This is a genomic window from Rhodocaloribacter litoris, assembly GCF_011682235.2.
GTDB classification, from domain to species: Bacteria; Bacteroidota; Rhodothermia; order Rhodothermales; family ISCAR-4553; genus Rhodocaloribacter; species Rhodocaloribacter litoris.
In genome coordinates, this window is record NZ_CP076718.1 from 3,036,064 (window position 1) to 3,049,376 (window position 13,313).

Annotated in this window: 9 protein-coding genes; 1 reads left to right on the forward strand and 8 read right to left on the reverse strand. The window is 66.6% G+C overall.

Features of this window, described 5'->3' with window-relative positions:
* Positions 1-81 precede the first annotated feature (81 nt).
* From GQ464_RS12605 to GQ464_RS12635, 7 genes are all read right to left on the reverse strand, one after another.
* The gene (locus GQ464_RS12605) at positions 82-957 is read right to left on the reverse strand and encodes a hypothetical protein (protein ID WP_166977273.1); all 876 of its coding nucleotides are present in this window, start codon (positions 955-957) and stop codon (positions 82-84) included.
* The gene (locus GQ464_RS12610) at positions 941-2,119 is read right to left on the reverse strand and encodes an RNA-guided endonuclease InsQ/TnpB family protein (protein WP_228350262.1); all 1,179 of its coding nucleotides are present in this window, start codon (positions 2,117-2,119) and stop codon (positions 941-943) included. The genes GQ464_RS12605 and GQ464_RS12610 overlap by 17 nt, the downstream gene beginning before the upstream one ends.
* 453 nt (positions 2,120-2,572) lie before the next feature.
* Positions 2,573-4,729: an alpha-ketoacid dehydrogenase subunit alpha/beta gene (locus tag GQ464_RS12615; RefSeq protein WP_166976028.1), complete on the reverse strand. Its 2,157-nt coding sequence runs from the start codon at positions 4,727-4,729 to the stop codon at positions 2,573-2,575.
* A gap of 220 nt (positions 4,730-4,949) precedes the next feature.
* The gene (locus GQ464_RS12620) at positions 4,950-6,428 is read right to left on the reverse strand and encodes a sensor histidine kinase (protein WP_228350263.1); all 1,479 of its coding nucleotides are present in this window, start codon (positions 6,426-6,428) and stop codon (positions 4,950-4,952) included.
* Between the two features lie 132 nt (positions 6,429-6,560).
* Positions 6,561-7,271 (reverse strand): response regulator, encoded by a 711-nt coding sequence (locus GQ464_RS12625; RefSeq protein ID WP_166976031.1) that lies wholly within the window; start codon positions 7,269-7,271, stop codon positions 6,561-6,563.
* Between the two features lie 153 nt (positions 7,272-7,424).
* Positions 7,425-8,591, reverse strand: a complete 1,167-nt coding sequence (gene alr / locus GQ464_RS12630; protein ID WP_228350264.1) for an alanine racemase — start codon at positions 8,589-8,591, stop codon at positions 7,425-7,427.
* A gap of 1 nt (position 8,592) precedes the next feature.
* A complete protein-coding gene (locus tag GQ464_RS12635; protein ID WP_228350265.1) occupies positions 8,593-9,750 on the reverse strand; it encodes an OprO/OprP family phosphate-selective porin in 1,158 nt (385 codons plus the stop codon).
* Positions 9,751-10,049: 299 nt separating this feature from the next.
* On the opposite strand from GQ464_RS12635, the gene GQ464_RS12640 reads away from it, so the two are divergent.
* Positions 10,050-12,323 (forward strand): S9 family peptidase, encoded by a 2,274-nt coding sequence (locus tag GQ464_RS12640; RefSeq protein WP_166976034.1) that lies wholly within the window; start codon positions 10,050-10,052, stop codon positions 12,321-12,323.
* A 465-nt stretch (positions 12,324-12,788) separates the two neighbouring features.
* Here the strand turns inward: GQ464_RS12640 and GQ464_RS12645 are convergent, their stop codons facing one another.
* Positions 12,789-13,298, reverse strand: a complete 510-nt coding sequence (locus GQ464_RS12645; protein ID WP_166976037.1) for a carboxymuconolactone decarboxylase family protein — start codon at positions 13,296-13,298, stop codon at positions 12,789-12,791.
* Positions 13,299-13,313 lie beyond the last annotated feature (15 nt).

Below are 13,313 nucleotides of genomic sequence, written 5' to 3' on the forward strand. Positions count from 1 at the left end.
GCGGTGCCGGTTGGCATTCCTACAGTACCTGACCGGTGCCGGATGACCACGGGGCAGGAGATCCGGCGAGGCCGGGATGGATCAGATGCGGTATTCGAGGCCGAAGAACCAGTCGGTCGAACGGATGGTGTTGCGCCCGAAGGGGGTGCGGAAGACCTGCGCGCTGAGGCCGAGGCGGGGCAGCGGGTAGAGCGTGAGGCCGGCGCCGGTCTTTACGTACCGGGTGCGGGTGGGGATCGGGTTGGCCGGGTTGAACCCCGTCTCCGGCGGCTGGTTCGACCAGGTGCCGTGCACCAGCGCCTGCAGCAGCGCCCATCGTCCGAGGGTCAGCCCCGCTTCGGCGGAGAAGAGCCACTCGTCGGCATAGTCGGGGCGGTCATCTTCGAGGCATGAGGCCGGTGGCGGGCCGGGGGCGCACACCCGGGCCCGCGAGAGCCCGTAGAAATCCGAGCGGAGCCGGTAACCGAGCCCGGCCTGCAGGTAGGCGGGGAGGGGATACAGGCTCAGGCCATAACCGAAGACGGCCTGCAAATCGACCTGACCCGGGCCGAGCGACGGGGTGAAGTTGCGCGTGTAGCCCAGGGGCAACGTCGTCGTCACCGTAAGGGCGGCGGCAGCCCGCTTCAGGGGTACGCCGAAGAGCGAGGCCAGCCCCACCCGGAGCCCGAGCATCATCGATCCGAAGCCTTCCGTGGTGTAGGCGAAGCGGGTGTCGTGTACGGTGACGCGTTTGAAGGGTATCAGCATCACCAGCGTCAACCGGTCGGTCAGTCCATACACGCCATACACGTAGAGGCTCCGGTCGAAGAACGCCTCGCCGTCCACGCCCGGCGCGTAGGGCTTCTCGGTGCCGTCGAAGTCCCACTGCATGGCCGCGGTGACGTGCGCCCGGGTCAGCTTGACTTGAGCCTCCCCCGCTTGAAAGCGGGAGATTCCTGCTTCATCGACCGATGCCATGCAACTGAATAGCTGCGCTGGTCTTACTCAGATCTCCACAGGCTGCCACGGTCGCTCCGACCGCCAGAATGTTCTTCGCCGCGTTTACGTCGCGGTCGTGTTCGGTACTGCATTCCTCGCAGGTCCAGCGGCGCACACTGAGAGGCATCTTCTCGCGGATATGACCGCACGCGCTACACCGCTTCGAAGAGGGGAACCATCGATCCACCTTGATGAGCGTACGCCCGTACCACTCGCACTTGTATTCGAGTTGGCGGACGATCTCGCCCCAACTCGCCCCCGAGATGGAGCGGGCGAGATGGCGGTTCTTCAGCATATTCTTCACCGCAAGGCTCTCGACAGCGATCACGTCGTGGTTCTTGACAAGATCGGTCGTGAGCTTGTGGATGAAGTCGCTACGCCGGTCAGCAATGCGGGCGTGGAGCTTCGCCACTTTTCGGCGCTGCTTCTCCCAGTTGTTGCTTCCTTTCTGCTTCCGGCTGAGAGCTTTCTGCGCCCGACGCAGACGGCGATACGCTCTGCGGAGGTGCCTGGGGTTGCCGCTGCGGAAACCGTCAGAGGTCACAACCACGTCATTGAGCCCGAGATCGACGCCGACGCTCTTGCCTGTCTTTCCGCCCGGATCGGCGGGCGGCAGCGGCTCTACCTTGCACCGGCAGTGCAGGCAGACGTGGTAGCGCCCCGAGGGGTCGAGCGTCACCGTCACCTTGACGACCTCGCCCTCCGGCTTCCGGCTCCACCGGATCTTGAGCGGTGCCTTCTGCTTCGCCAGCGTGAGTGTCATTGCTTCGGGATCAAAGCGGAAGGCGCTGCTGGCGTACGTTGCACTCTGCTTTCCACGCTTGCGCTTGAAGGAGGGGTAGCCGCTCCGACCCTCGAAGAAGTTCGTGAAGGCACGTTCGAGGTTGCGAAGCGATTGCTGAAGTACGACGCTGGATACCTCCCCGAGCCACCGCGTCTCCTCCCGTTTCTTGATCTGCGTGAGTTCGACGGCGAGGCTGTTGTAGGTGAGGCTTTTGCCCTCGCCGTGGTAAGCGTTGGTTCTACGCTCCAGCCCCCAGTTGTACACCCAGCGGGCACAGCCGAACGTGCGAGCAAGGTTCTGCCTCTGCTCGGCGTTCGGGTAGGCGCGGTAGCGATATGTTCGCATCACCTCGGGCATAGTTACACGCACCCCTATTATGTGCGTAAGGTTCCCGCTCAGTCGTGCCGCCGTCTAGATTGGCCGTGTTACACGGCCAGACGGCGGAGAACTCCCTCACGGGAAGCGGAGGGGCTTGGTATGGACGCGTGACGCGTCCAATCATCCCCGGCTTGAAAGCGCGGGGTTTTGTCCACCCCTCCACACCTCCCCAATCTCTATAAAGGCCGCCCGCCGGCTGCGTCCACGCCTGCGCCGCGGCCGGCACGGGAGCCAGCAACACGCCGGCGAGGAGGAGGGGCCACGGCGAACGGGGCATGGCGGGCTGCGGATGGGGATTCCCTGGGGGGCTTCGTGACAAGAAACACCGCTGGATGTTCGTATCCCGATCCGCTCGTGGAGTTACGGGGGCGGCGAAAAGAGAAACGCCCCGCACGCCGGTACGGAGCGTTTCGAGGCCGGAGGTCCGTTGTCTCAGAAAGCGAGCACGTCGCGGGCGGCCGACAGGATGTCCTCGTCGCCGGGCAAGACGGCTTTTTCCAGGGGATCGGCGAACGGGATCGGGGTGAAGGCGCCCGCCACCCGGCGCACCGGGGCGTCGAGGGCCGTAAAGGCGAGGTCGGCGATCTGGGCGCAGATCTCGGCGCCGAAGCCGGCGAATTCGTGATCCTCGTAGACGACGAGCACCCGATTGGTCTTGCGGACCGAGTGCAGGAGGGTTTCGCTGTCGAGCGGGAGGATCGTACGCAGGTCGATGATCTCAACGGATACGCCTTCCTTCTCCAGTTGCCGGGCCACGTTGACCGACTTGTGCACCATCATGCCGTAGGTGACGATTGTCAGGTCGGTGCCTTCGCGGACGATCCGGGCCTTGCCGAAGGGCAGGAGGTAGTCGGCGTCGGGTTCGGGTGTGCGGGCGGCGGCGGCGCGGTAGAGCGCCTTGTGTTCGAGGAACAGGACGGGATCCTGCAGGCGGATGGCCGTTTTGAGCAGGCCCTTGGCATCGGCGGCCGTCGAGGGCAGGGCGATCTTGAAGCCGGGTATGTGGCCGAAGATGGCCTCGATGTTCTGGGAGTGGCAGAGGCCGCCGTGGATGTAGCCGCCCACCGGCACCCGGATGACCATCGGGCATCCCCAGGCACCGTTGGAGCGGTAGCGGAAGGTGGCTACCTGGTTGCGGAGCATCTGCATGCCCGGCCAGATGTAGTCGCCGAACTGGATCTCGACGACGGGTTTGTAGCCGAAGGCGCTGAAGCCGATGGCGGTGCCGATGATGGAGGCTTCGGCCAGCGGTGAGTTGAAGCAGCGATGCTTCCCGAAGCGGTCCGTCAGGCCTCGTGTGGCGGTGAAGACGCCGCCCTTGCCGCCGGCGACGTCCTCCCCGTAGACGATGACGCGCTCGTCGCGCGCCATCTCTTCGTGCAGGGCATGGTTGATGGCGTCGACCATCACGACCGGCGGTCCCGACGGCTCGGTCTGCTCATACGCCAGGTCGAGGGACCCCTCGAAGTAGACGTGTTTCGTGGCGGTGGCCGGGTCCGGGTCGGGCTGCTTGTCGGCCCAGGCGGCGGCCGCGTCGATGGCCCGGCCGACCTCCTTGCGGATGCGTGTGATGGCGTCGGCGTCGAGCAGCCCGGCCTCGCGCAGCTGAACCTCCAGGCGCACGATGGGGTCCACCTTCCGATCGGCTTCGAGCTCTTCGGTGGAGCGGTACTTTTTGTGGTCGTCGGAGGAGGAGTGGGGCAGCAGGCGCACTACGTCGGTGACGAGGCAGACCGGCCCGCCGCCGCTGCGGATGTGCTCGAGCGCCGTCCGGGCCACGGCATAGGTCTGGAAGAAGTCTGTGCCGTCGACGCGAGCGCGTTTGAGCCCTTCATAGCCGCGGGCGAGCTTGTAGGCGGTGCCACCGGCCGTCTGTTCGGAGACGGGGACGGAGATGGCGTATTTGTTGTCCTGCACGACGAAGAGCACCGGCGCCCCGGCACGGGCCGACCAGTTGAGGGCTTCGTGAAAGTCGCCCTGGGAGGTGGCGCCGTCTCCGCACGAACAGTAGACGTAGGCGTCGTTGTCGGGTTGGCGGAGCAGGCTCAGGCCCACGCCGACGGCCGGCAGGAACTGGGCTCCGACGGACGAGGAGATGGGCAGGATGTGCCGCTCACGGTTGCTGTAGTGCTCGGACATCTGCCGCCCGCCGCTGTTGGGGTCGTCGGCCTTGGCCAGGTGGGCCAGCAGCACCTCCTCGGGCGTGCCGCCCAGGCTCAGGTACATCGTCAGGTCCCGGTAGTAGAAGCTGAACCAGTCGTAGCCCGGGCGGGAGAGCAGCCCGATGGCGGCCTGGGCGGCCTCGTGCCCGGCACAGCCGATGTGAAAGAACCCTTTGCCCTGCTTGAGCAGGCGCAGCATCTTCTCGTCGAGCAGGCGCGAGGTGAGCATCCGGCGGTAGACCGTCAACAGGGTCTCGGCCTCGAAGTCGTGCGGGGTCACCGGCTCGATCTCGAAGTCGCCTTCGTAGGTGGAGGCCGGCGCGGCCGTACCGATGCCGTTGGGCTCGAGGGCCGCTTCGGCGACCTTGCCCGCCGGAAGCGCTTCCTGTCCGTTCCCCTTCTTTGTCGTGCGTTTCCCTTTTGCCATACGTATCTACAGCGTTTGACCAACCCGGAGGCGGTTCCCGTGAACGATCTACGACGCCCCGGCGAAATCCGCAAGGGGCGGGGGGCGTTGAGATGCGGAGCCGCACCGCCTCTTTCATATGCCGTCTTTCACCGGTGCGTTCCGGACGACAACGGCGCCCCGCATGAAAACGGAGGAAATAAGCGACACCGGCCCGTATCCCGAAACGACGGCCTCGCGCTCAGCTTGCGGCGGAACGGACAGGTTCGGCGGTGGCGGCGTAGGGAAGGTCGAACCAGAAGCGGGTGCCGCGGCCGAGCGTGCTCTCGACGTGGATGGTCTCGCCGTGTGCGTGCAGGATCTGTTTGACGATGCTCAGGCCCAGCCCGGTGCCGCCGCTCTTGCGCGAGCGGTCCGGATCCACCCGGTAGAACCGTTCGAAGATGTGCTCGAGGTGCTCCTCGCCGATGCCGCGCCCGGTGTCGATCACCTCAACGCGGACCTTGTCGAGGCGACGGCGGAGACGGCAGCGTACCACCCCCTCGTCCGAATACGCGATGGCGTTGTCGATCAGATTGGTGAGCACCTGCCGGATGCGGCTCCGATCCGCATAGACCATCACCGGCGGGTTTTCGATCTCGAGGCGCAGCCCTTTCTCCTCGGCTTTCGGTTGCAGGATCTCGGCGACCTCTTCGAGCAGGTCCTGCAGGTCGAAGGTGCCCGGCTTGATCAGGTCCTCCCGGTATTCGAGGCGGGCGATCTCGATCAGGTCGTTGAACAGGTTGTTCAGGCGCTGGAGGTTGGCCAGGCCCTTCTCGGCGTAGAACTGCCGCTGCTCGGGCGTCAGGTTCGGCGAGGCCAGCGCCTCCAGGTACCCGCCGACGGCGAAGATCGGGTTGCGCACCTCGTGCGAGACGTTGCCGATGAACTCGTTCTGCAGGCGGGTCAGGCGTTGCAGTTCCTCGATCTTTTCGCGGAAGCTGTCGGACATGCGGTTCAGGCTCTTGGCCAGGTCCTGAAACTCGGCCGCGCGAGAGTCCACCTGGATCTTTTCGTCGAACTTGCCTTCGCTGATGCTGCGGGCGCTGTTGCGGATGGCGATGAGCGGGCGGGTCACCTGGCGGGCGGCGATCCAGCTCCCGATGATGGAAAGCAGCAGGGCCAGCCCCATGGCGACGAAGAGGATGACCTGCATCCGCTCGATCAGGGCGAAGAGCAAGGGCTCCGGCTGTCCGACGCGCACGACCAGCGACGAGTTCGGGCGCCGGACGGCCACGTAATGAATGCGGCGGCCGTCGGGACCGGGGCGCACGCCATAGCGTGGCTGCCCGTCGTCGAAGACGGCCAGCTCGGGGCGGGAGCGGAGGGCCTCGTCGCGCAGCGGTTGTGCTTCGAAGACGTCGAGCAGGAGGGAGTCCCCTTCGAAGAGGGTCAGGTGCAGGTCCGAGAGCCGGGCCAGCTCCCGCGTGACGCGGATGCGTTCCGCCCGGGAGTCGGCTTGCTCGATCAGGCCGGCGAGGCGGGTGGCCTGCCGGGTGAGCGTCTGCCGCATCGTCACGTCGATCTCGCCCCGCATGACGAACGTCATGTAGAGCGCCACCGCCACCATGGCAATGCCGATGAACAGCACAAAGGTCAGGATCATCCAGGTCTGCGTGGCGGCACGGGCCGGGAAGATCCGGGACCAGAGGGGTTTCAACAGGCGAGCGAACCAGTGCATGGCGGTTGCAGGGGGTGTGCGACGCCCCCACGCCGTTCGGTGCGCCTGCAAAACGGAGACGGACACCCCGGCGGGAGGGCCGGGGTGCCGTCTCCGGGGAAAGCGCACCGGGTCGGGAAGGGCGAGCGCCCGCTATTCCTGCGCCGAATCCTCCTCGACGAAGCGGTAGCCGACGCCGCGCACGGTCTGGATGTGCCGGGCAAAATCGCCCAGCTTTTCCCGGAGGTTCTTGATGTGGGCGTCCACGGTGCGCTCGGTGACCATCATGGCATCCTTCCAGATGGTCTCGAGCAACTGCTGGCGCGTGAACGCCTTGCGCGGATGCCGGACGAGGTAGCGCAGCAACTCGAACTCGGTCAACGTCAGGCCCAGGTCCTTGCCTTCGAGCGAGGCCCGGTACTCGTCTTCATAGATCGTCAGGTTCTGGACCTGAAGCGTGCGGCTCTCCTCGATGCCGGCCCGCCGAAGCACCGCCTTGACGTGTGCCACGATCACCTGCGGGGAGACCGGCTTCGTCAGGTAGGCGTCTCCACCCGCCATCAGCCCCCGGACCTGGTCCTCCTCTTCCGTCTTGGCACTGAGGAAGATGATCGGAATGGTCTCCGTCTCGACGCGGGAGCGCAGGCGACGGCACACCTCGTACCCGTCGAGGCCCGGCAACATGATGTCGAGCACGATCAGGTCGATGTCGGGGTTGGCCTTGCTCAGCGCTTCTTCGCCGTCATGTGCCTTGTGAACCGTGAAGCCCTCCTGCTTCAAAAAGTGGCTGACGATCTCGGCAACGTCTTCCTCATCGTCGACGACGAGGATGTTGATGTCGGCAGGGTCGTAGGTGCTGGCCATCAGAACGTGGTTTTGGTTCAGGAAGGGAAGGTGCCGCATCGCAGGCCACACCGGGGAGGCACGGCCCCCGGGGCACGAACCCGGTCTGCAGCGGGGGAATATACAATCGAATATAAGGTTTGTGAAGTAATGTGCCGGGACAAAGGCCCGGCCTCAGACACTTTCTTCGGGGAAAAGCGGTGGGGACGAGGGGGCGTCGTGGTACCGGCGCGGCACACGCGGGGCGATGCCGCAGCAGATCTCGTACGTGATGGTGCCGGCCCGGCGGGCCACCTCGGCCGTGGAGGGACCGCCTTCGCCGAAGAGGACGACGGTGTCTCCGATCCCGGCGGAGACGGTCCCGGGCGGGCCGAGGTCCACCATCATCATGTCCATACAGATAACGCCGACAACGGGAAAACGTTGCCCGTGCAGGCCCACCTCGCCCCGGTTCGAGAGGGCGCGCGGGTAGCCGTCCGCATAGCCCGCCCCGAGGGTGGCGATACGGGTGCGGCGGGGGGCCCGCCACGTGCGGTCGTAGGACACCGATGTGCCGGCCGGGACGGTCTTCAGATGGGTGATCCGTGAGCGGAGCGTCATGACCGGGCGCAGCGCCGGCGCCTCATCGTCCGGCGGCTCGTAGATCCCGTAGAGGGCCACCCCCATACGCACGAGCGCGGCCCCCTCCAGCGGGAAATGGGTCGGTGGGGAGAGGAGCGTGCCGCTGCTGGCGGCGTGGAACGCCGGCACCTCGCCCCCGAGTTCGGCTACCACGGCGGCAAACCGCTCGGCCTGTTCGACGACGAAGGCGTCCCGAATCGTGGCGAAGTGGGTATAAAGCCCGGCGACGGTCACGCCCGGGGCGCGCTCGAGGCGCCGTACGACGGCCGTAGCCCCGGTCGGCGACACGCCGGTTCGTCCCATGCCGGTATCCACCTCGACGTGGACGCGGAGGGGGCCCACCGTGCGGGCCGTTCGGATTACGGCTTCGGCCGTGGCGGGGGAATCTACCGTCACGTCCAGGTTGTGACGGACGCAGGCAGGCAGGTATTCGGGCAGGGGAGCTCCGAAGACGAGGATCGGTTCCGTCAGGCCCGCCCGGCGCAGGTGCACTCCTTCCGGTACGGTGGCCACGGCAAAGTGGCGGACGCCTTCTTCCCGGAGCACCCGCGCCACGGGCACGGCCCCGTGCCCGTAGGCATCGGCCTTCACGACGCCCATCACCGCCGCGGTGCCGGCCCGGCGCTGAAGCAGGCGCACGTTGTGGCGCAGGTGCGCCAGGTTGATCTCGGCCACTGTCGGGGCGAGCGCGTGGTCGATGTCGAGGTCCTCGGTGATCAACTCAGAAGACGATCTGGGCCTGGAGGATGACGAGATGTTCGGTGGGGGCGAGGTCGGACGCCGGCAGCAGGGCGGTGTAGGCGAGGGTCAGGCGCTCCCGGTGGTACGGGCCACCCCGGAGGGCACTCAGGCTCAGGCTTGCTCCGCCTGTCAGGTAGGTGTCCTGGTCGAGGTCGTTGTTGAGGTCAGGGTCGAACACTTCGGCGCGGGCGAAGAGTTCGGCGGCCGGATGGAGGCGGACGGCGCCGAGCAGCGAGGCCCCGAAGGTGTGTTGCCGGTCGTCGAAGCGCGAGCGGGCCTGGTAGAGGATGCCCAGCACGTCGGCCTTGAGCCGGAAGGCACGGCTTCCGGGCGTGGCCCCCCAGTAGGCGTGCGCGCCGTAGGTGACGTAGTTGCGGCCGCGCTCCTCGTCCAGAAAGCGGGTGTTCGGGTTGCGGCTGCCGTTGAGCCCGGCGAAGCCGCCCAGTTCCAGGCCGTCCGGCCCGCCGGGGCGCAGGGCGCCGGCCACCGTCAGGGCCAGCCCCTCGGTGTCGAGGCCGCGTGTGGCGTCGTTCTCGCTGGGACCCTGGCGGAAGTTGCCCCGCAGGCGGTCCCAGTCGCCGTCGCCGTTGTGGAGCAGGAGGAGCAGTTCGGCCCGTGGGGTGGCGTACTGGAGCTCGAGGCCGAAGTCGCGCCCGTCGCCGCCGATGGTCTGCCGTGCCCAGCGCTCGGCAATGGCCGCCCGGTCGACGGCGTCGATACGCGTCGAGGGGGTCAGGATCAGGCTGCGCGGCTGGGCCCCGGCAAAGCGGCCGAGCCGCAGGCGCACCCGGTCGCTGAGGCGGTAACTGGCGAAGAAATCGAGCACGCTGAGGGTGCCGCCGGCACCGTCGAGCTGCATGAAGGCGCCGGCCCGTCCGAGCCCGGCCAGGACGCGAAAGCGGGCCCGGCGGATGCCGAAGCCGGTCCGGTCGAGCCGCCGCTCACCGCTGTCTTTGGCCGGATCGCGGAGACCATAGCTCACCCGCGTCTGCAGGAAGCCGTCGAGCGTGAGGTGAACGTCCTGGCCCGAGGTGCGGGCCGGGGGCGAGGCGTCCTGCGCCCGGCCCGTGGCCGGAAAGAGCAGGCCACAGAAGAACAACAGAGGCAGGAGCGAAAGGCGGCGTCTTGGCAGGACCATGAGTGCCCTCTGCGTTGAGTGAAACATGGCAGGCCCGAAGGCATGGTCTCTGAAAGTCCCAAGCGGGAGGCGTTGTTTCGCAAACATGTCGAGAAACCGGCCGGGGAACCGCTTCCGGTAGCCCGGGTAGGGAAGGGGGCGTTTGGGTGCGTTGCACGTTTGGATCGTTCTGGCTGATGGCTCGTGGCTGGTAGCCGGTAACGCTTTCGGATTTAGCATTTCCGAACAAACGTTCATCGCACACCCCCACACCTTTCCACCCATACTCCTCTCACAACCGGTCATCCAGCTTGAGCACGATGCGCGCACGTTTACTCCTCTGGTTTCTCCTGGCGGTGGTGCTGGCAGGACCCCGGGCGGTGCAGGCCCGGCAGGTCGAACCGCCCCGGCTGACGCTCGAAGACATCCATGCCTCCGGCAAGTTCTCCGGCGAATCCTTTCGAGGCGGGCGCTGGGCCGACGCCGGCCCCGTCATCACCTTCATCGAGAACGACCGGGAGCACAGTGCCACCCACCTGGTCAGCTATAACCTGGAGACCGGCCGCCAGGCCCGCCTCATCGACGGCACGAAGCTCACGGCCGCCGACGTCGGGCGGCGCATCCGCATCGAAGACTACCAGTACAGCGCCGATGGCAAAAAGGTGCTGCTCTATACCGATTCGGAACGCGTCTGGCGACAAAATACGAAAGGCTACTATTACGTCTTCGACCTCGAAACGGAAACCCTCACCCCCGTCTCGGACCGGGCGAAAGGCTTCCAGATGTTTGCCAAGTTCGATCCGGCCGGCGAGCGCGTCGCCTTCGTACGCGACCGCAACCTGTTCGTCGTCGACCTGGACACGATGGAAGAGACGCAGCTCACCTTCGACGGCAGCGAAGGCGCCATCATCAACGGCACGTTCGACTGGGTCTACGAGGAAGAGTTCGGCCTGCGCGACGGCTGGTCCTGGAGCCCCGACGGCCGCTACATCGCCTTCTTCAAGCTCGACGAGTCGAACACGCGCGACTTCTTCATGGCCGACCTGCGCGAGCTGTATCCGAAGGCCATCCACTTCCGCTATCCCAAAGCCGGCGAGGCCAACAGCGAGATCCAGGTCGGCGTCATCGACATGGCTTCGCGGCGGATCGACTACTTCGACACGGACACCTGGAACGAGGGCGGCGACCGGTACGAGTACATCGCCCGCATGGGCTGGACGCCGCCCCTCGACGGCGAGCACAAGGTCTGGATGTTCCGCCTCAACCGGGACCAGAACCACCTCGACCTGCTCTATGCCGACCCGGACGACCACACCGTGACGACGGTGCTCGAAGAGCAGGAACCGACCTGGATCGACGTGGAGACGAACAAGCTCACCTTCCTCGCCGACGGCCAGCACTTCGTCTGGCGCAGCGAGGTCGACGGCTACGACCACCTCTATCTCTACCGGCTCGACGGCACCCCGGTGACGCCCATCACCTCCGGGCCGTGGGACGTGACCGACTTCCACGGCATCGACGAGGCCACCGGCACGGCCTTCTTCACGGCGACGATCGACAGCCCGCTCGAACGCCACCTCTACCGGGTCCATGTCGCCGCCAGCAGCAACGGCACCCCGACCGAGCCCGAGCGCATCACCCGACGACCCGGCTGGCACGGCATCAACATGTCGTCCGACCTGGCCTATTACATCGACACGTATTCGAACGCCACCACGCCGCCGGTGACGACGCTCCACCGCGCCGACGGCACGCGGGTCAAGATGCTCGAAGGCAACGAGGCGCTGATCGAGACGCTCTCGGCCTACGACCTCCCCGCGCCGGAGTTCATGACGGTGCCGGGCGCCGACGGCACGCCGCTCAACGCCTACCTCATCAAGCCCCGCGACTTCGACCCGAACCGGACGTACCCGCTGCTGATGTACGTCTACGGCGGGCCGGGCTCGCAGACGGTGACGAACGCCTGGGGCGGCTCGCGCTACCTCTGGCACGCCTACCTGGCTGAGGAACTCGGCGTGCTCGTGGCCAGCGTGGACAATCGGGGCACGGGCGCACGCGGCAAAGCCTTCAAGAGCATCACGTACAAACGGCTCGGGCAGATCGAAGCCGCCGACCAGCAGGCCGCCGCGCAGCACTTCGCCGCCCTGCCCTACGTGGACGCCGCCCGCCTCGGCATCTGGGGCTGGAGCTACGGCGGCTACATGACGCTCATGGCGATGCTCACGGGCGACGGCCCGCAAACCTTCAAGCTCGGCATCTCGGTCGCCCCCGTGACCGACTGGCGGCTCTACGATACCATCTACACCGAACGCTACATGACGACGCCGCAGCGAAACCCCGACGGCTACGAACAGGGCGCGCCGCTGCACTACGCCGACCGCCTGGCCGACACGCAGAAGCTGCTCATCGTCCACGGCGACCTCGACGACAACGTCCACTTCCAGAATGCCGTCCAGATGGCCGACCGCCTGCAGGCCGCCGGAAAACAGTTCCGCTTCATGGTCTATCCGGGCCGTAACCACGGCATCTTCGGCGGGAAAACGCGCCTGCATCTGTTCCGCATGGCCACGGACTTCATCCGGGAGAACCTCTGACGCCACCCTTGCGGCAGGCCGTACGGCCGGTGCCTTTCAACCCCGGTGTGCCCCGGCGCACCGGGGTTCTTTTGTGGGCGGAGCCGCTCCGAAAGAGCATACGGCGAGCGAGGTATAGCGGAGGTCATGGTTCATGAGGGCATGGCGTCCCTTCGCCCGTCGAACCAACCGCGTAGCCGCGGATCTGGACGTGTTGCGCGTCCCGGCAGCCCGGGCGCGCCGACGGGCAGAGGGGCGCACCCGTGAAGGGTGCGGCTACATCACGCCTTGCAACGACGCCTTAAAGGGCTATGAACCCTGCTATAAGCAGCCATCCGTCCGGAAGCAGGGCCGCCGGGTCAGCCTGTGGCTCGACGCGACACGGGCCCAGGTGAACCGTGCCCGATGTGCCCGGAAGAAGAAAAGCGTGGCGTTGGCCTGCCAACCGGCTCGACGCCACGCTTTCTCTCTCGGGCCACGATGGGCTTACTTGAACTGCGGGTCTACCTCCGTGTGGGCGATGTGGTTGACGTAGTTGCTGATGGTCTTGATGCCGATCAGGGCCACGATCTCGTAGACCTGCCCGCGGGAGATCCCCCGCGAGGCCAGCGCTTCGAGGTCCTCGTCGCTGAGCCAGCCCCGTTTGTCGAGGGTGAGGCGGGTGGCGTGGACGAGGCTGCGCAGGCGTTCGTCGCGGGGCAGGTCGCCGCCCAGGATGGCATCGATCTCGTCTTCGGGAAGCCCCACCATCTTCCCGACGGTGCGGTGTGCCTTCGTGCAGTAATGGCAGTCGTTGTAGGCCGAGACGGCCAGGATGACGGCCTGCGTTTCCTGGGGCGTCAGCGAGATCCCGTCCGCGGCCTCGTTGGCCTGCAGGTATACCTCGGCGACGGCGGGGCTGTGCGCCGCCATCTCCCGGTAGAGGTTCGGGACAAACCCGTATTTCTGCTGGACCGTGTCGAGGATGTGCTGGGCTTGCTGCGTCGTGGTTTCCATGGTTCCTTCCTGGTT